Source organism: Pseudomonas sp. GW823-FHT01D03 (assembly GCF_058798255.1).
Map to the genome: position 1 here is coordinate 3,168,519 of NZ_JBXAKK010000001.1, position 19,472 is coordinate 3,187,990.

Consider the following 19,472-nt stretch of genomic DNA (forward strand, 5'->3'; position numbering starts at 1 on the left):
CGGCGAGCGCTCAATTAATGTTCCGCCTACCTGCGAAAGATGTTTTGCAAGTACCCGCTTACAATTCAACAACAACTGCAACGATCACTTATAACGTTCAAGCACTGCCATATATTCAATCTGGATTAGTTGAGCGTTTATTTCGTCGCGCGTTCGAGTGTAACAATCAGGCCTGACTTCAAAGTGCTGGAATAAAGCCCGTCACGTTGTCGGCTGAAAAACACGATTCTTGAACCTTCCGTGCCGGTGATCGAAATTCCGTCGGGTTCCGGAAACCAGCCGATGGGCGACTCGTTCAGCCATGCGCCAAGGCATTCGGCGCCCTTGCCGACGGTCTGGTTGGCTTGCAGTTCGAGGGCACAGGTGTTCGACGGTTTATCCTGCAGCTTTTGCGCTTCGGGCGCGTCATTTTCAGCGCTCAACGTCGCCTGCCATTGCCCGGCAAAAACCGATGGATCTTCAAGTCTGAGGCTGCTTGCCATGGTTGTTTCTCCAGAAATCATGATCAGCGCCGCCGAAAGCCACGCCATTGCCTTGTAGGTAAAAACTTTACAGATCATCAGAAAATTCGCTCCGGCACCTAGCCTTGCCCAGCAATCCACACGATGCAAGCAAAGAAAGCGGCGCATCGAGCGCCGCTTTCCCGTTACATCACGCCACGATGTCGCTGGTCGCGGCCTGGCCCACGGTGCTGACCTGGAAGTCCGCCACGCCATGCCCGGAGAAATCCACCGACAACAGGCTGTTGCCGCCCGACGACGTCAGGATCGCGTCACCGGCCGAACCGGTGAAGCTGTTGACGAAGTGCAGGCCTGCGCCTTTGGTGATACCGGTCAGATCGATTTTGTCCAGACCGCTGACGAAATCGAGGATCTGATCAATCGCACCCGGCTTGGAGTCGGAACTGGCTGCGAACACGAAAGTGTCCGAACCTGCGCCGCCCCACAGCTTGTCCGCACCACCGGCGCCGTAGAGGATGTCGTTACCGGCACCGCCTTTCAGCTCGTTGGCTACGCTGTTGCCGATCAGCAGATCGTTGCCCGAACCGCCAATGGCATTCTCGATGGTCACGCCTTTGGCGATCGACACGTTACCGATCATGCCGCCAACGTCGGAGAACGAAGCTTCATTGAGGTTGATCTTCTGGTTCTGGGTGAAACCCGAGAAGTCGAAGGTGTCCTTGCCGCCCGCGTCCCACACCGAGAACACCAGCTTGTCGCTCGACGACGAGGCGCTGAGGAAATCGCGACCGGCGTTGGAGTTGAAGCCGTAGGTGGTGTCACCGGTACGGGTATTCATGTTGGCGCCGTAGAGTTTCTGGATCGCGGCAATGTCGTCCATCAGCGGGCCGGAGGAATAGGCTTCCACACCGCCCTTGCTGAAGTTCTGGCTGGTATTGCTTTCGCTCCAGTAGCTCATGACGCTGTAGCCGCGGGTGTCTTGCCCGTAGGTGGCGTCATTGTAGGTCGGGTTGCCGTTGCCGGCGTTGTAGTCGCCCGGGTGCGCCAGGCCAAGGGTGTGGCCGATTTCATGGGTCAGGGTCTGACGACCGTAGTTGTTCAGATCCGGGGTCTTGTTCTGCGTGTAACCGCTGTTGATCAAGTACCACGAAGTGCCGTCGTAACCCGGACCGGTACCCGGCAGGTAGGCGAACGCTGCTGCGCCGTCAACGCCACCGCTGTAGTTGGCGAAAGTCATGTGGCCGTCACCGCCGGTGGCTTTCTCGGTGAAGGTGACGTTGGCCACGTCGGCCCAGGATTGCATGGCGAGCACGGCCTGGGTTTTCTGTTGATTACTGAACTGACTGAACCCTGTGATCCCGTGCTTGTTCATCGTGCTGGACGATACCGAAGTCAGGAACGTGTAGGTGAGTTCGATCTTGCCGCTGCCATCCTTGTCCTGATAGGCAGCGCCGTCACGCAGCAACTGGGTTGCGGCCTGGTCGACGGAAAAGGAGGGTTTGCCATTGACCGTGAGGTTGCCGCCACGGTCGTACTGGTGGCTGAAGCTATTGATCTGGTTCCAGGCGGAGCTGGTTGCCGCCAGAGCCTGCACTGCGCCTACCGGCACGAATGTGTCTGCAGTGATATCAATAGCGTTAGCTTTTACTTTCGACATAAACACACTTCCTTGTTTAGCAATGGAACAGTTTTTGTCAGATAGCGACGATCCCTGGCGAGATCGTCCTATCACTCGCCCAATGAAGGCGTAAGAAACCTGACACAATTTGAAATCTGTCGTCTAGCATTTTTTTGAGATCAAATTGCACTGTTGCGTAAAACTGCCGTAAACAAAGCCTGTGAGGTCGAGAGATTGTTTTAACGGGTTGCGCCCCGTCCAATTGTCTGACGATTTTCTATTTAAATATTAAATATTAGTAAGTTGTTTTTTGTTGGGTGCGTCTCACTTTCCCGCACTCTATTAGTGCGATGCCAGTGTATTGATATCAATTAAATCAGCATTGCTAAAACACTTGTGGGAGCGGGCTTGCTCGTGAATGCGGGTTATCTGCCAACCTGTTTGCTGACTGATCGAACGCATTCGCGAGCAAGCCCGCTCCCACAGGGGGGGGGTGATGTGGTTTAGCTACCGGTGCGGATCTTGTTCCACACACGCGTGCGGATCCGGTCGATGTTCAGCGGCATCGCCTCAAGCGCAAACAGCTTGCCCATCATCTCCGGGCTCGGATAGACCTTGGTGTCATTCTTGATTGCCGGATCGATCAGGCTGTCGGCCTGTTCGTTGCCGTTTGCGTAGTGCACCGAGTTGCTGATATCAGCCATCACTTCCGGGCGCAGCAGGTAATTCATGAACGCATAGCCGGCCTTCTCGTCCGGTGCGTCATTGGGCATGGCAACCATGTCGAACCAGATGGCCGCGCCTTCCTTGGGAATCGCGTAGCCGATTTCGATACCGTTCTTCGCCTCTTTGGCGCGGCTCTCGGCTTGCAGAATATCCCCGGAGAAACCCACGGCCACACAGATGTCACCATTGGCCAGATCACTGGTGTACTTCGATGAGTGGAAATAGCTGACGTACGGCCGCACTTTCATCAGCAACGCTTCGGCCTTCTTGTAGTCTTCGGGATTCTTGCTGTGGTGCGGCAGCCCCAGGTAGTTGAGCGCCGCTGGCAGCAATTCCGGACCGTTGTCGAGGATCGCCACGCCGCATTTCTGCAACTTTTGCATGTATTCAGGTTTGAAGATCAGATCCCACGAATCCACCGGTGCGTCGTCACCCAGCACAGCTTTGATCTTGGCGACGTTGTAACCGATGCCGGTGCTGCCCCACAGATACGGAAAGCCGTGTTCATTGCCCGGATCGTTGGTTTGCAGCGCCTTGAGCAATACCGGGTTGAGGTTCTTCCAGTTCGGCAACTGGCTCTTGTCGAGCTTTTTCAGCGCCCCGCCCTGAATCTGCCGCGCCATGAAGTGATTGGACGGAAACACCACGTCGTAACCAGAGTTGCCAGTCATCAACTTGCCGTCGAGGGTTTCGTTGCTGTCGTAGACGTCATAGGTGACGCCGATGCCCGTCTCTTTCTGAAAGTTTTTTGTCGTATCCGGCGCGATGTAGCTGGACCAGTTGTAGACCTTGACCGTCTCGGCGGCGTGGCTGATCGAGGCGGCCAGCAGCAGCGGCGCCAGGGCGAGGGTTTTCTGGATCATGGGGTCGATTCCTGTAGAGACTATTGTTGTTGGCAGGCAATCAAAGGATCAAACAATCAGAAAATCAGCACGTAGCTCTTGCGCACGGTCTCCTGGATATCCCAGATGCCGAGCGTATTGGCCGGCAACATCAGTGCGTCGCCACCTTGTATGTGCAGGGTTTCGCCGCCGTCGTCCGGGGTGAACGTGCAACGGCCGGAGATGAAGTGGCAGAACTCCTGCGCGGTGATCTGCCGGCGCCAGCGCCCCGGGGTGCATTCCCAGACGCCGGTTTCAACGCCGTCGTCGCGCTCGACACTGGTGGTCGAGGCAATGGCGATCGGCTCACCGAGTGGCACGGCCACCGGGTTGGACTCATCCAGTTGCAGGCTGGCGGTGTTCTTGAACTGCGTAATGCTCATGGTGGGACCTGTCGTGTGAAGAAAACGGCGTTTAATGCATGAAACCTTCCATGAAGCCCGCCACCTGGCTGGCCAGCTTGCGCCGCCACGGCGCGCTGGCCGGGTTGGCCAGGGTCTGATCTTCGTGGACGAAGCTTTTGATGATCGCGTTGTAACCGAGCCAGCGGCACGGCTCCGGTTCCCAGGCGCGCAGCGCGTGAATCCCGCCGTCCGGCAGCACCCACGGCTGATGCACCAGTTCGGTGTCGCGCTCGAGAATCAGATCGGCCAGGGTGCGACCGCCGAGATTGCTGGCACCCACACCCTCGCCGCCATAACCGCCGGAGAGCGCGATGCCATTGGCACGATCACAGAGCATGTGCGGCTTGAAGTGCCGGGACATGCCGAGGTTGCCGCCCCAGGCGTGGGTGATCTGCACGTTTTTCAGTTGCGGGAACAGTTCGCCGAACAGATAGCGCCGCAACTCGACTTCATCACGGGTCAGATCGAAGTTATGGCGCAGCTTGCCGGCGAACTGGTAACCGCCGCGGGCGCCGAAGATCAGGCGATTGTCGGCACTGCGCTGGCCATAAGTGACCTGACGGCTGAACTCGCTGAACGCCTGGCCACGGTTGAGGCCGATTTCATCCCAGGTCGCTGCTGACAACGGCTCAGTGGCAACAATCAGGCTTTGCACCGGCAACTGATAGCGACCCAACGGTGGGAGCGTGACCGAATAACCTTCGACGGCCGGCACAATCCAGCGACTGCGCACACTGGCCCTGGCCGTGCGCAAGCTGCCGGACTGCCAATGGGTGACCGGGCTGTTTTCATAGATTTTCACCCCCATGTTTTGCACGGTACGCGCCAGACCGCGCACCAGTTTCGCCGGGTGAATGGTCGCCACGTGCGGCGCATAGATGCCGCCATAGGGTTTCGCCACGCGAATCTGTTGCGCCAGTTGCTCGGGGTTCAGCCAACGGTAATCGCTGTCGGTCAGGCCTTGGGCGTGCAGTTTGTCGAGGTATTCGCGCAGGTTGGTTTCCTGCTCCGGGTAGCGGGCGGCACAATACAGCACCCCGCCTTTGCGGTAATCGCAGTCGATGCCCTCACGTTCGAGGACAACTTCCACCTCATCGGGGATGCTGTGCAGCAGATCAAACGATGCGCGACGTTGTTCTGGAGAGAGACCGGCGAGCAGCCGATCCTCGCCCAGCAGATTGCCCATCAGCCAGCCGCCATTGCGCCCGGACGCGCCGAAACCGGCGGTTTGCGCCTCGATGATGGCGATATCGAGACCGGGGGCGAGTTTTTTCAGGTAGTACGCGGTCCACAGCCCGGTGTAACCGGCGCCGATGATGGCTACGTCGACATCCAGATCCTGCTCAAGCGCCGGCCGTGCGATCAGCGGCTCGTCGAGTTGATCCATCCACAAACTGATAGTGCGCCACGCCGGCATGCAAGACTCCGCCACTGAAAACCTTCGATGGCGTCGATCCTAGTGCGTGACTTCAATCACTGTCTTGCGCGCGTGCCCGCAAAGAAATTTGTTTGGCGTAGGCCTTCGGTGACTGGCCGGTGTGTTGGCGAAAACAACTGTAGAACGCTGACAGCGAGTTGAAACCCGCGGCAAACGCCAGTTCGTCGATACGCAGCGGCGGCGCGGCGTGGTCCAGCGACTTGAGCAAGTGCTGCAGGCGGGCCTGATTGACGTAGCGATAGAAGCTCTGGCCGAGCACCTGATTGAGCAGATAGGAAATCTGATTGCGGCTGTACCCGCACTCTTTTGCCACCCTTTGCAGGTCCAGTTCCGGATCGAGGTACGGCTGCTGCCGCTCAAAATACTGCTGCAGATCCTCGGCCATGAAACTGATCTGGCGCGGCGACAACCCCAGGCGACTCACCGCCGGGCGCTGACTGGGTGCGACAGCGCCGTTGGTTTGCGTGCGGACCAGCGAGGCGTATTCGTTGACCCGCCAGATCAGGCCGTCCTTGACCGTGATCGCTTCGCTGGAACGGAACGACACCAGCCCGTCGCCACCGCGCAAAGTCACTTCGTATTGAATGAACGCGGTGTTGCCATCCACGCGAATCCGGTCGCAATGCTCGAGCGCTTCGTCGGATTCTCGCGGCATGCTCACGCGCACGTACTCGCGCAATTCGTCGAGACCGAGGACCCGGTTCTGGAAGAAATCGTTGTATTGGACGTCCGGGTGATACAGCGCCATGACGCTGTCCAGATCGCGGTGTTTCCAGCTCAGGTGATAGCGCATGACCGTAGCGGCCGTGGCCGGAGTCTGTTCTGGGCCGTCATCGTCGGCGTGCATAAAGGTCTCGGCGCAAAAGAACCGAGCTTGCCCAAGTTCGCCAAAACGATCAACGAGCAAACCGTAGTGGCCATTTGGCGATGAGTGATCACAGCGTGACTTACATCAAAAAATGCGTAGCAATCGCAAAATGAACTGAAAAATCTCACGGAAAATTCACATGCGGGTGCTACTTTTAACGTCATTGAACGGTTGAGCCAATGAAGGTTCTTCCCACCTAACGTGAGCAAAAGGAAGCGCTCGATGAAGAAGGCGGGCAACACATGAATAAAGGTTCCAGCAAAGTCACGTTCCCCAATGCGTGCCAGCTGATGCGCTGGCACTTTCATCCCATGGGTTTTGAAGCGACGATGGATGCGCCGGGCAGCATGATCGCCCGTCTGTTTGATCGGGCCAGCGGCGAAACCATGATCGCCATCGCCGGCATTCCTTGTGCGACAGTGATGAACGCGGCCGATGTCGAGCGCATCATCGAGGCTGTGGAAGACGAACTGGAGGCTTTCATTCCTCCGGAATCTCTCAAGAGTTACGCATAAGCTATTGTTTTATATAAAAAAGCCCGCCAATTCAGACGGGCTTTTTTGTGCGTGTGTATTAGGCGTTTTGCGGCTGTTTCCGGTGATCGGCGAAGAACGCCTTGCCTTGGACAACCCGATCGGACGCCCTTGGCATGTTCACGGCCTGAGTATCCTGCGGCTCGACGTACCAGTAGCAATGGCTGACCGCCCGGGTGATACCCACGTAGGCCAGCCGCAGAATCTCGTCCTTCTGCGCCGCGTCATAAGGCTCGCTGTCGCCAGCCTTGCCCAGGCCGGCCATGCGGTAGACCTGATTCTTGTACGGCGAGCTGGTCAGGTGTTGGCAATCCCCGAGCAGGAACACCGCATCCGCCTGCAGCCCCTTGGCGCTGTGGTAAGTCAGCTGTTTCAGCCGTCGCGCTTCGTAAGGCAAGCTCGAATCAACATTAACTACAGGCTGAATATGTTGCTCTATCAATAACTTATCGCTGCTTTTTCGATAGAGCATCAAGATCGAATCACCACGATTGTAATGTTCAGCCAAGCGCTGCCCCAGGGCCTGGTCATCACGCTCCAGCACATTGACCGGCTGCACCGGCTTGGGTGCGCCGCTGGCCTTGGCCTTCTTGCCGGGAATTGCCGGCGCGGCGCGAACGATGTGCTCGGCAGCATCGATGATGTGTTGATGGCTGCGATAGTTGTCGCTGAGCATCACTCGCGTGGTGCTCGGTGACGGGAATTCCTTGTTGAACTCCATGAAGTAACTCGGCGAACTGCCGCGCCAGCCGTAGATCGACTGCCAATCGTCGCCGACGCAGAGCAATGATGAGCGCTGCGCGCCCCGCCCGACATGCATGGCCGGACCGCGACTGCGGATTTCCGCGAGGCTGGCGCGGATCCACGAGACGATCTGCAGCGATACGTCCTGAAACTCGTCGATCATCAGGTGCGACATGGGCCGCAGCAGCTCATCGCTGAGCAACTTGAGGTTCTCCGGCGAATGCTCGCTGAACAGCGCGAACATTCGGTTGTAGGTCATCACCGGCGGCTTCTGATCGAGCAGATGATCTTCCAGTGCTCGCCAGAACAGGCTCAGCGCCTCAAAGAAAAACCGATCCGGGTCGTCTTTGGCAAAACTCATGCGGCCGACCGCATCCGGCACATCCAGCCCAAGGTTTTCGATGAAGCCGGCCGCCGCGACAAAACAATCGAGCAGCGGCGCCGAGACCAGCTCACCTTTGACCTTGTAGTCGAAGCCTGGACCGGCGCTCGCGTCGCCGGCCAAGGTCGACAACACCCGCTTTGAGGCCTCATAACTATCTAGCCAAATCAATGGCTTACGACAGAAAGCTTGAAACAGGGTGCGTTTGACGGCCCACTCGGCGCGTACGCTGAGCTTCGCGTTGGGCCGGCAAATCTGCGGGTTTTCCCGGGGATCGAAGCCGAGCACCACCCAGGCATCGAGGCTGGGAATGTAACCATGACAGTGGAAGGTCGATCCGTTGATCTCGAACGTCTGCCGGCTGGGCTCGATGCCCTTGATCGGCCAGGCACCGGCGCGGAACCACAGGTCCTCGATGGCGTCGCACAATTCTTCGTCGCGCTTGGCCGCCAGTTCGGTCACCGCCACGCGTTTCTGCACGTCCGGGTGATCGCGCTCCAGTTCCTTGAGCTGCAAGGCAGCTTTGGCCAGCGGTTGAATCAACTGGCGGAAGCGTTCGTCTTGATTGAACAAGCGGTGATAGCAGGCGTTGAGCTGCTGGCGCTGGGCATCGTTGATGCGCAGATCGAACGGGTTGCTGTCGACCTCCTCGTCAGCGCCTTGAGGTCGCAGGCTAAGGTTTTCAAACGCCTGCAAGCGCTCGAACCCCGGCAGGCTGCGAACCATTGGCAGAATGCGTGAGTGAAAGGTGCGCACCAGATCCCGCGCGTGTTTCAGGCTCAATGGCCGCCCCCAGAGCGCGAACATCTCGATCAGCTTATTGATGAAATCCTTGCGCGACTCGCGGGTGAAGGTCACCACGGTCATCGAATCCAGCTCAAAGCCCAGATAATGCGTGAGCAGCAGAATACGTAGAACCAGGGTGGTCGACTTGCCTGCCCCCGCCCCGGCGATCACCGAGGTCGAGGGAGTGTCACTGAAAATCATCTTCCATTGCGCAGCGCTTGGCTGGGCATGCTCGGGCAGCAGGCGTGCTACGTCAGCCTTCATGCGTTTCTTCAGCTCAGCGGTGAGTGGCAGGCGCCAGTCGTCGAACAGAAGATTATCGACGCTCGGCGGACGATGCTCGTTGCTGCGACTGTCACGAATCAACAGCACCTGCCGGCCTTCCTCCAGGCCTTCGAGCTTCCCCTCCTTGAAGCCGTACTCAACGCCAGCGGTGTGACCGCTACGAAAACCATCCGCCTGGCCGTGCAGCCACGACGCACGGTGTTGAGCGCGCAAGCGTGTCAGGCCATGGCCGAAGAAACGCGCGGCCAGACGCTTGAACCACGGCATTTCGGCCAGTAGACGGAGTTCGGGAGGCAGATCGGGAGTGTGTTGCGCCACGCTGAGGGGCTCCAGTGTGTGAGGCTGTTGGGGGCTATGGTGGCTTTATTTGCTCATGAGTTCTAGCGAAATGCTTACAGGTCATTGGTTTAGGCGATGAACTGAAAGCTGCGTGAGATTATTTTGAGCCGGTTTCCCATCAACGGATTCGATGAGAATGCCGCACTTTTTACGCTTTTTCTCGATGGTGGCCTGATGGATGATGCCCGTCATTAATCGACGGTCTCGCTTCGTGGCTCTGGCGTTACGCCCCATGACGAACCTTTTCAGGAGACGATCATGCTTGAACTCAGACCTTTCAACACACTGGGCGGCGCTCACCACGGCTGGCTGGATGCCCATCACCACTTTTCGTTCGCCGAATACTACGATCCGCAGCGCATGAACTGGGGCAATCTGCGGGTGTGGAACGATGACGTGATCGCCGCCGGCACCGGGTTTCCGCTGCATCCGCACCGTGACATGGAAATCATCACCTATGTGCGTGAAGGTGCGATTACCCACCAGGACAACCTGGGCAACAAGGGACGCACTGAAGCAGGCGACGTACAGGTCATGAGCGCCGGCACCGGCATCGCGCACAGTGAGTACAACCTGGAAGACAAAGAGACCCGAATCTTTCAGATCTGGATTCTGCCGACGGAAACTGGCGCGCCGCCATCGTGGGGTGCCAAACCGTTCCCCAAAGGCCAGCGCGAGGGTTTCGTGACCCTCGCCAGCGGCAAGGACGGCGACGACCAGAGCCTGCGCATTCGCGGCGATGCGCGTTTGGTCGCGGCCAACCTCAAAGCCGGCGAAACTGCTGAATATCAGCTGGATGCGGGACGCCGAGCCTATCTGGTACCTGCCACCGGTCTGATTGAGGTCAATGGCTTGCGCGCGCAAGCTCGAGACGGTGTTGCGGTTCAACAGGAAAGCCTGCTGACCGTAACGGCACTCGAAGACAGCGAAATCGTGCTGGTGGATCTGGCTTGATCGCCTGATTTGCAGGCAAAAAAAGGGGCGACCGTCATGGTCGCCCCTTTTTTTGCACCTTTTGTGGCGAGGGGATTCATCCCCGATAGGCCGCAAAGCGGCCCCTCTTTTTAATAGAGCGGACTGCTAAGCAGTCCATCGGGGATAAATCCCCTCACCACAGGAAGAACTCACCTCCCTGAAGATCACTTGGTGCTGATTGCGCCATCCACCAGCGTTTGCGCTTCAGCCACCAGTTGCTTGAGGTGGTCATCGCCAATGAAGCTTTCGGCGTAGATCTTGTAGATGTCTTCGGTGCCGGAAGGACGCGCGGCGAACCAGCCGTTCTCGGTCATCACCTTCAAACCGCCGATGGCCTGATCGTTGCCCGGCGCATGGCTGAGAATGCTCTGAATCTTCTCGCCTGCCAGCTCGGTCGACGTCACTTGCTCCGGCGACAGTTTGCTCAACAGCGCTTTCTGCTCAGGGTTGGCCTTGGCATCGACGCGCACCGAGAACGGTTCGCCCAGCTCATCGGTCAGGGCGCGATAAGCCTGGCTTGGATCACGCCCGGTACGAGCAGTCATTTCCGCCGCCAGCAGGGCCGGAATCAGGCCGTCCTTGTCGGTGCTCCAGACGCCGCCATCCTTGCGCAGGAACGAAGCGCCAGCACTCTCCTCGCCACCGAAACCCAGCGAGCCGTCGAACAGGCCATCGGCAAACCATTTGAAACCGACCGGCACTTCGTACAGACGACGTCCCAGACGCTTGGCCACGCGATCGATCAGACCACTGCTGACCACGGTTTTACCCACAGCCGCATCGGCGCGCCATTGCGGACGGTTCTGGAACAGATAGTCGATGGACACCGCCAGATAGTTGTTCGGCGCCAGCAGACCACCCGACGGGGTGACGATGCCGTGACGATCGTGATCCGGGTCGCAGGCGAAGGCTACGTCGTAACGCTCCTTGAGACCGATCAAACCTTGCATGGCATAGCTGGACGATGGGTCCATGCGGATCTGACCGTCCCAATCGACGGTCATGAAACGGAAAGTCGGATCGACCTGCTTGTTCACCACGTCCAGATCAAGACGGTAATGCTCGGCAATCGCCGACCAGTAGCGCACCCCTGCTCCGCCCAACGGATCTACGCCCAGACGCAGCTTGGCGTCGCGAATGGCATCGAAGTCGATCACATTGATCAGGTCGGCGACGTAAGTGTTCAGGTAGTCGTGACGGTGGGTGGTGCTGGCCTTGAGCGCCTGCTCGTAGCTGATGCGTTTGACGCCTGCCAGTTTGTTCGCCAGCAGTTCGTTGGCCTTGGCTTCGATCCACTTGGTGATGTGGGTATCGGCCGGGCCGCCGTTGGTAGGGTTGTATTTGTAGCCACCGCTTTGTGGCGGGTTGTGCGAGGGCGTAATCACGATGCCGTCGGCCAGCCCCGAAGTACGGCCACGGTTATAGCAGAGGATCGCGTGCGATACCGCCGGAGTCGGCGTGTACTCGTCACCTTCGGCAATCATCACGGTCACGCCATTGGCCGCCAGCACTTCCAGCGCACTCGCCCCGGCCGGGGTCGACAGCGCGTGAGTGTCAATACCGACAAACAACGGGCCAGTGATGCCCTGCGCTTCGCGGTACAGGCAGATCGCCTGGCTGATCGCCAGGACGTGCCACTCATTGAAACTCAGATCGAAAGAGCTGCCGCGGTGCCCGGAAGTACCAAACGCCACACGCTGGGTGGCAATCGAAGCGTCCGGTTGGCCGGTGTAATAAGCCGTTACCAGTCGCGGGATGTCGACCAACAATTCTGCCGGTGCCGGTTTGCCCGCAAAAGGACTGATAGTCATGCAAAACCTCTGAAATAGAGTGGTTCAGGAAATACAGCGCAGTGTACTGGCAGTTCGACCACAGCGCGACGGGATCTATCCGACAGATTTCAACGTTCATTCCAGCGGCGCCAAGCGCAATGCATCACCCAGCCTGTCGAGCGCTCCACCCAAGCCGCTCTCGCCATGATCCAGCAGGCTCAAGCGCAGATGCCGACGGTGCAATCCCTGCAAGCTGAACAGCTCGCCGGGCGCGATCAGTACCTGTTGCCTGAGCAGGCGCTGAAACACATCGCGCATGTCCAGCGGCCGCCGTGCCCGCACCCAGACCGTCGCCCCGCCTTGTGGTTCGACAACCTGTAGCGCATCGCCCAGACGCTCGCGCAACAAGTGGATCATCGGGGTGCGCCGCTCCTTGAGGAGCCGGCGAAGCACGTGCAGATGCTGATCGACCCGACCGTTTCCATACAGACGAGCGATGGCCTTCTGGCGCACGGGCGATAACCGGAACGAACGCATCAGAAAATGCCGCTGCATTTCGTTCTTCCACTGGCGCGACAACACGTACCCGTAGGGAGCTTCGAGACCGATGAATTTCTCGAACGTGGAGAAGATCAGCAGTCGGTCAGGATTCAGATGATCACGCAAACGCTCGGCGCCGGTTGCCTCACCCAGTTCACCGTAGCAGTCGTTTTCCAGCACCCAGGTGCCGTGCTCGCCAAGCAAGCCGGCAATCGTGTTGCGGTTATCCGCAGGAATCGGTGTACCGCGCGGCATGCACAGGCCCGAGGACAGCAGAATCAGGCGCACGTCTTCGGTCTTGAGCAGGGTTTCCAGCCGTTGCGGCTCCAGCCCGCCACAGGCCTGCAACGGCAGTTCGATTACACGCACCTCTGCCGCCTGCAGCAACCGCAGTATCACCCAGTCACAGGGCGACTCGACCAGTATGGTCGTGTGCCTGAGCTGCAGAACGGCCACCAGGATCTCCAGCACCCCGCGCAAATCCGCGCCGATGTAAACATCCTCGGCGTGCCAGCATTGCTTCGGCGAGGTGGTATAGCGGGCCGCCAGAACGGTGCGTAATTCCAGCTCACCACAGGGTTGGTCGAGCAACGGTGGCTGGCGGGGATACTGGCGCAGCAGTTCACGCTCCAACAACAGCAATGGACTGTCCAGTGATTGCAGCGAAACCGGATCATCAGCATTCAACAAACGCATGCCCGGCTGCCGCGCGTTGACATAGAGCGTTTCGAGCAGATCATTGCTCATGGCGGGTGGCCTCAGCCCCGCAACCGCCCTGGCGTAATACCCGGACTTGGCCACCGAATAGATCCGCCCTTCCTTTTCGAGCAACGAATAGGCGTATTGAATGGTCGAGATCGACACGTTCAAGCGATCTGCCAACTGACGCAGCGATGGCAGCCTTGCATTGCCAGCGCCAGCCGATTCGGCCATCAAGCGCATCAGGTAACGGTAGACCGCCTGGTAGGCAAAACCGGATTCCCGTTCAGCCTTCATGAGGCGGATACCATAACCGACGGTGCGCCGAAGGATCGCTCGCTCACCTCATCGTTCCGCTGACCGGTCACCCACGCCGGCGCCATCGAGACCTGCCGCGTCGAGTTCCGCCTCCAGTGCTTGCCGGGGCGCACCATGCGCTGGCAAGGGTTCCATGGCGTAGAGGCGACAGATGAGCCGGACCGGCAACCCGCTGACGTCCACCATCCACTGCAGCACCTGCTCCGGGCCGTGCAACCCCTGCATGGCCCGATGCAAATCAGGCAGCGCCACCAACATGCCGGGATGACAACTGCGCAGGAACCGCTCGAGCCCGGCTCCACGCTCGATGAACGGCGTGAACAGCAGGCATACCCATTGCGCCTCGTTAAGACCGTAAGTCTGCTGCAGCCAGTTCGCCGCCGCTTCGCGCAGCTCTTCAGTGGTCTGCCGTTGCCCCAGTCTTGCGATCATCTGCTCGCAGACCGGTTCCGGCACCCGCTGCAGCTGCATGTTCGCCAGCATGCGCTGGACATGCTCCGAGAACCCCGCTTCATAGCTGCGGCCGCTGATGAATTCGGCTTCCAGACCGCGTAAATGGGCCTCGATCAAAGGGTCGGCATATTCACCCTCACCTAGGTGAAACATCCCTTCCTCTGCTTCGAACCCCAGAAACTCGCTCAAGAGCGGCCAGCGTTCTTCAAGATTGCCGACCGCCATGTCATGAATGTCGACAAATGTCGTGCGACGACACGACTCGAAGCCCCCCTCGGGGCGCCAGCATTGCCGCTCCGATTCGGGGTAAAAACCGCGATACAAATCCCCTCCCAATCCGTCGAGCAAGGCGAACAGCTCATCGAACGTCCCAGAATTGGGCTTCAGCGCACCGATACCGGCTTTCTGCACGGCCCGGTCGAGGTCTTCGACAAACTGCCTCTGGCGACGCGGCGACTCGCTGGCGAGCCAGGCATCGACGCCGTTACCCCAGCGCGCAATCTGGCCATAAAATTCGGCCCAGGCCAGGCAGGCGTCGTCCCGCCACTCAAGCTTCTCGCCCCTGGCACGTCGATGCCCCATCAGCAGCAGATTGGTGCGATGGGAATCCGCACTGTCCTTTTCGAGTGGTGCCAGAGGATTGAACGGCAACACTTGTCGATGTTCCACCATCAGCAACTCGACACGGGGATCGTCATACAGAAACAAGGCCGCGAAGCTGCGGTGCAGGTTGTTCAGCGCCGCCGCCCCCGCTCCGCTGCGGCGCAATGTGGCGACACGCAACTGGAACGTGGCGGGTGCGCGGCCGGCGATACTCAACTGGGCGGCGCGCAGCAGCGCCAGCATGTAGCAACTGTCGCGGGTACCGGATGGCGTCACCATGACCTTGTATTCACCCATGCGCTCCATTCCGCCGGCGGCGACCACCAGCCGCTGGATCAGCAACTGCAGCGCTGTGCGCTCGGCTCTGGAAAAGAAACTCAGCAGGCGTTGCAATACTTGCTGGTAGACATAGTTCATTGCCTGATCATGGATCGTGCTCATCAGTACTTTACCCGGCGTAAAAAATTCATATCGCGCATCAGCGATGACGCTGGCGCAATAAATTCATCAATAAGTAATAGACGATCAAATACTAACACTTATGATTTTGAAGTTATTTGAAACACTTGCTGCGAAGGAGCCTGAAATCCAACCGCCTCAGGCGACGTAAGCCCCTGTCTTTATTGAGTTTTTTCTTAACTCAAAATATCTGAGGAAACTTCTTACAGCGTCCCACGAACATTGAGTACAACAAAAGCAGAACAACAATAGGAAATACCCTACAGTCATTAAACAAAATCCGGCATATCGCCCACGAGAGGAAACATTAAACGCGCAATGGAAAACAGAATGCACAGACATGGCTCATTCCTTGAGATGAAAGTAATCATTCAATTATCAGGGCTTATATGGCGATTAGAAGATACAGATGGCAGACAAAAACCGGTTCAGATGCACAACCGGCCACGCACCATGCCTGGTCTGTCTGATTATTTGCGAGGGGTAAAACGCAAGAGTCCGTGGGGCCACGGACTCTGTTCGGAGGGAATTACGCGGGTTCGACCTGCAGGGCGACCCGTTCACGACAAGGGCATTCATCCATATAGCGGTGAGCTTCAACGAACTCGTTGAACGGAAAAACCCGTGTCTTCAACGGCAGCAGCACGCGGTCGGCCGTCAACTGATTGATATCACGCAACGCGCGCTGCAAGGCGACGTGGTCCTGAGTAATGCCCAGCTCGGGTTTACCGGTGAAATTGCCGATGCAGTGTACGAAGAACTGGATGTTCTTCTGGAACGCCGCACAGGCCGGGAATGGTGTCTGGTTACCGCCCTGCAGGCCATACAGAACCAGGCTGCCACGTGGTGCGAGCACATCGCCGAGCAACGACATCTGCGGACCGCCCAGACCGTCGAACACCACGTCGACACCACGGTTGTCGGTGATTTTGTTGATTCGCATCAACAGATCTTCTTCCTCGGTGACGATGACTTTCTCGGCACCCAGGGACAACAGGTAATCGCGTTCATCGGCGGTTTTTGTCGCCGCAATCACCCGCACACCCATGGCCTTGCCCAACTGGACAAAGGACGGACCGGCGCAATGGCTGGCGTCAGTGACCAGAGCAAACTGCCCGGGCTTGACCCGCGCCAGATCGGCATAGGCGAAATAGGCGATCAACAACGGCGTGTAATGCACGCTGGCCTCGACCGGACTGAGCACATCCGGATAACGGGTCAGCGCGGTGCGTGGCAGCACGATCTGCTCACCATACACCGGGTAGTCGTTCGGGCTTTCGGCCGGAAAACTGGCCACTTTGTCGCCAACCGACAGATCGTCCACATCGTCACCAACCGCAGTGACCACACCGGCCATTTCATGGCCGAGACCGGACGGCAGGCGTGCCTGGGACGAGGCCAGGTTCTGACGCCAGAGAATGTCGTACCAGCTGATGCCGATCGCCTCGACACGCACCTGCACTTCGCCAGGACCTGGCTGAGCGGCCGCATGCTCTTCGCATTTGAGCACCTCGGCCGGACCAAACTTGTGAAAACGGATCGTGCGGGACATCGCAAACCTCGTCAAAGTAACCTCTAATGCCCTGAACTCTATCTGGGCTTTTGACCCAAGACTATCAGTGGCTATTAATAGTCGACATGCCTGTCATTGATTCCGCAGTATGAACGGCATTGGCAAAATCGATGAAAAAATGCCGCAATCGGCCCGGTAAAGCTGAATTTAGCGGTGCAGAGTACCAGCCTTTCCCCGTAATATTCATGCCGGCCATTGTTCTCATATGGTCGCTCTCGTCAAGCTTGATGACTCTGCCAGGACTCCAGATGAATCGTAATGACCTGCGTCGTGTCGACCTGAACCTGTTGATCGTATTCGAAACATTGATGCACGAGCGCAGTGTGACCCGCGCCGCCGAGAAGCTGTTTCTCGGCCAGCCGGCGATCAGTGCGGCGCTCTCGCGCCTGCGCAGCCTGTTCGATGACCCGTTGTTCGTGCGCACCGGACGCAGCATGGAACCGTCCGCCCGCGCGGTGGAAATCTTCGCCCTGCTCTCGCCGGCACTCGACTCGATCTCCACCGCTGTCAGCCGTGCCGCCGAATTCGACCCGGCCACCAGCACCTCGGTATTTCGCATCGGCCTGTCCGACGACGTCGAATTCGCCCTGCTGCCGATGCTGCTCAAACGCCTGCGCGCCGAAGCACCGGGCATCGTCCTCGTCGTGCGCCGAGTCAACTACATATTGATGCCGGGCCTGCTGGCCTCCGGCGAAATCTCCATCGGCGTCAGCTACACCACCGACCTGCCGGCCAACGCCAAGCGCAAGGTGCTGCGCCGCAGCCAGCCGAAACTGCTGCGCGCCGACACCGTGCCCGGCCCGCTCAGTCTGGATGACTACTGCGCGCGTCCGCATGCACTGGTGTCGTTCGCCGGTGACCTCAGTGGTTTTATTGATGAAGAACTGGAGAAACTCGGGCGTAAGCGCCATGTGGTACTGGCCGTGCCGCAGTTCAACGGTTTGAGTACGCTCCTCGCCGGCACCGACATCGTCGCGACCGTACCGGATTACACGGCGGAGGCGCTGACCGCTGCGGGCGGTGTGCGCGCGGAAGATCCGCCGTTGCCGACGCGTACGTTTGAGCTGCACATGGCTTGGCGTGGATCGCAGGATAATGATCCGGGGGAGCGTTGGTTGCGGTCGCGGATTCAGATGTTCTTTGGCGATCCGGACAGCCTCGAGCTGCCTGCACATTAAGCAGGCAGCCAAACATTCAAATTACGGCCCGGCTGTTGCGATAAATCGACAGGCAGTAAAACGCTAACGCCGAAGCCGCCAGCATCCCGCCAACCACCCCGATGTAAGCAAAACCAAACTGACTGCCCACCCAACTCCCCACCAGTGCCCCGCCGCCGATACCGATGTTGTAGATCCCGGAAAACAGCGCCATCGCCACATCGGTGGCGTCCGGCGCCAGTACCAGGACTTTCGACTGCAACGCCAGACCGAACCCCATGATTGCCATGCCCCAGAACACACTCAGCACGCCGAGGTATGAGACGTTGCCGCTCAACGGCAACAGCAAAGCCAGGCACAAGGCGAGCAACGATACGCAGATGATCAGAAAGCGCTGCGGGTTATAGCTGTGCAGGTAACTGAACAGCAGCGAGCCGAAAATGCCGGCGCCGCCGAATAGCAACAGCAGCAGCGTCACCACGTCGCCGCTCATGTTGGCCACGGTCAGTACGAACGGTTCGATGTAGCTGTAGGCAGTGAATTGTGCCGTCACCACCATCGCCGTCAGAACATAGACGGCCACCAGCGCCGGTCGCTTGAGCAATATCGGCAGACTCTTGAGCGAGCCCGAGTTCTGGCTGGGCAACAGCGGCAGCACCTTCGCCAGACAGAACACCAGCGCTGCCGCAAAGCCTGCAATCACGAGAAAGGTCGTGCGCCACCCCATGGCCTCGCCCAGCAAGCGGCCAAGGGGAATGCCCAGCACCATCGCTAGCGAAGTACCCGTTGCCAGCAAGCCCAAGGCTTGAACCTGTTTGCCCGGGGGTGCCAGGCGCACGGCCAAAGACGCGGTAATCGACCAGAACAATGCATGCGACAACGCCACACCGATCCGGCTCACCAGCAGCACCCCGAAGCTGGTCGCCAGACTCGACAAAATGTGACTGGCGATAAACATCCCGAACAGCACAATCAGCAATTTCCGCCGCTCGACGTTGCGCGTCAGCAGCATGATCGGCAGCGACGTCAAAGACACCACCCACGCATAGATGGTCAACATGAGGCCGACCTGCGCGGTCGACATGTCGAAGCTGCTGCCGATCGAACTCAACAGACCGACCGGGACAAACTCGGTGGTGTTGAACACAAACGCCGCCAGTGCCAGGGCAATCACTGCGTACCAGTTGCCGTTGTTTGTCGCCGTAGAATCACTCATTAAAAGTCGTTTTACTCTTTGATGATCGTGCGTGTTCGTACGCAGCGATCTATGTCCATTTGTCGGTTACTGGTCCACCGATTGCCGAATGTGTCGACGTTGAAGGGGACGCTGGATCAGATGGACAAGCCACATGATCCTATCCTGTACGGCCATTTATTGGCTTGGGGAGTTCGTTTTGTACTCCCGCCGATTCAACCCTTGCGGATTCTTGCTCGCTCCGCAACAAACATTTGTCATCA

15 protein-coding genes are annotated in these 19,472 nt (G+C 58.6%); 3 read left to right on the plus strand and 12 right to left on the minus strand.

Translation table 11 applies throughout. From position 1 onward, the window contains the following. Positions 1 to 137: 137 nt before the first annotated feature. The 6 genes from AC1RBR_RS13705 to AC1RBR_RS13730 all read right to left on the minus strand — a co-directional run bounded on the left by AC1RBR_RS13705 (position 138) and on the right by AC1RBR_RS13730 (position 6,375). On the minus strand, positions 138 to 560 hold the full coding sequence (locus tag AC1RBR_RS13705; RefSeq protein WP_492567238.1) for an AprI/Inh family metalloprotease inhibitor: 423 nt from the start codon (positions 558 to 560) through the stop codon (positions 138 to 140). 91 nt (positions 561 to 651) lie between these two features. Beyond that, positions 652 to 2,118, minus strand: a complete 1,467-nt coding sequence (locus AC1RBR_RS13710; protein ID WP_115984727.1) for a serralysin family metalloprotease — start codon at positions 2,116 to 2,118, stop codon at positions 652 to 654. A gap of 464 nt (positions 2,119 to 2,582) precedes the next feature. After that, positions 2,583 to 3,668 carry a polyamine ABC transporter substrate-binding protein gene (locus tag AC1RBR_RS13715; RefSeq protein WP_166495809.1) on the minus strand — a complete coding sequence of 362 codons (1,086 nt, stop codon included), beginning with the start codon at positions 3,666 to 3,668 and terminating at the stop codon, positions 2,583 to 2,585. Positions 3,669 to 3,724: 56 nt separating this feature from the next. Continuing rightward, positions 3,725 to 4,069: a cupin domain-containing protein gene (locus tag AC1RBR_RS13720; protein WP_095135974.1), complete on the minus strand. Its 345-nt coding sequence runs from the start codon at positions 4,067 to 4,069 to the stop codon at positions 3,725 to 3,727. Positions 4,070 to 4,100: 31 nt separating this feature from the next. Then, positions 4,101 to 5,507, minus strand: coding sequence for an NAD(P)/FAD-dependent oxidoreductase (locus AC1RBR_RS13725; protein ID WP_492564955.1), 1,407 nt, complete (start codon positions 5,505 to 5,507; stop codon positions 4,101 to 4,103). A gap of 52 nt (positions 5,508 to 5,559) precedes the next feature. Next, positions 5,560 to 6,375: a helix-turn-helix transcriptional regulator gene (locus AC1RBR_RS13730; RefSeq protein ID WP_492564957.1), complete on the minus strand. Its 816-nt coding sequence runs from the start codon at positions 6,373 to 6,375 to the stop codon at positions 5,560 to 5,562. A 263-nt stretch (positions 6,376 to 6,638) separates the two neighbouring features. Between AC1RBR_RS13730 and AC1RBR_RS13735 the strand changes: the two genes are divergently transcribed. Further along, the gene (locus tag AC1RBR_RS13735; protein ID WP_025109621.1) at positions 6,639 to 6,911 is read left to right on the plus strand and encodes a DUF1652 domain-containing protein; all 273 of its coding nucleotides are present in this window, start codon (positions 6,639 to 6,641) and stop codon (positions 6,909 to 6,911) included. A gap of 58 nt (positions 6,912 to 6,969) precedes the next feature. Here AC1RBR_RS13735 and AC1RBR_RS13740 read toward each other — a convergent pair whose 3' ends face one another. Then, a complete protein-coding gene (locus AC1RBR_RS13740) occupies positions 6,970 to 9,444 on the minus strand; it encodes a UvrD-helicase domain-containing protein (protein WP_492564958.1) in 2,475 nt (824 codons plus the stop codon). A gap of 279 nt (positions 9,445 to 9,723) precedes the next feature. Here AC1RBR_RS13740 and AC1RBR_RS13745 point away from each other — a divergent pair, with 279 nt between their 5' ends. Continuing rightward, positions 9,724 to 10,419, plus strand: coding sequence for a pirin family protein (locus AC1RBR_RS13745; RefSeq protein WP_115984732.1), 696 nt, complete (start codon positions 9,724 to 9,726; stop codon positions 10,417 to 10,419). A gap of 185 nt (positions 10,420 to 10,604) precedes the next feature. On the opposite strand, the gene pgm is transcribed toward AC1RBR_RS13745, so the two are convergent. From pgm to AC1RBR_RS13765, 4 genes are all read right to left on the minus strand, one after another. Next, complete coding sequence (gene pgm / locus AC1RBR_RS13750) at positions 10,605 to 12,251, minus strand: phosphoglucomutase (alpha-D-glucose-1,6-bisphosphate-dependent) (protein ID WP_492564961.1); 1,647 nt, start codon at positions 12,249 to 12,251, stop codon at positions 10,605 to 10,607. 96 nt (positions 12,252 to 12,347) lie between these two features. Continuing rightward, positions 12,348 to 13,748, minus strand: coding sequence for an aminotransferase-like domain-containing protein (locus tag AC1RBR_RS13755; RefSeq protein ID WP_492564963.1), 1,401 nt, complete (start codon positions 13,746 to 13,748; stop codon positions 12,348 to 12,350). Positions 13,749 to 13,796: 48 nt separating this feature from the next. Continuing rightward, entirely contained in the window at positions 13,797 to 15,266 is a 1,470-nt protein-coding gene (locus AC1RBR_RS13760; protein ID WP_492564964.1) for a hypothetical protein, read from the minus strand. A gap of 547 nt (positions 15,267 to 15,813) precedes the next feature. After that, a complete protein-coding gene (locus AC1RBR_RS13765; RefSeq protein ID WP_253149879.1) occupies positions 15,814 to 16,836 on the minus strand; it encodes a zinc-dependent alcohol dehydrogenase family protein in 1,023 nt (340 codons plus the stop codon). Positions 16,837 to 17,105: 269 nt separating this feature from the next. Here AC1RBR_RS13765 and AC1RBR_RS13770 point away from each other — a divergent pair, with 269 nt between their 5' ends. After that, entirely contained in the window at positions 17,106 to 18,035 is a 930-nt protein-coding gene (locus AC1RBR_RS13770) for a LysR family transcriptional regulator (RefSeq protein WP_481394918.1), read from the plus strand. A gap of 16 nt (positions 18,036 to 18,051) precedes the next feature. On the opposite strand, the gene AC1RBR_RS13775 is transcribed toward AC1RBR_RS13770, so the two are convergent. After that, entirely contained in the window at positions 18,052 to 19,230 is a 1,179-nt protein-coding gene (locus tag AC1RBR_RS13775) for a sugar transporter (protein WP_492564967.1), read from the minus strand. Positions 19,231 to 19,472 lie beyond the last annotated feature (242 nt).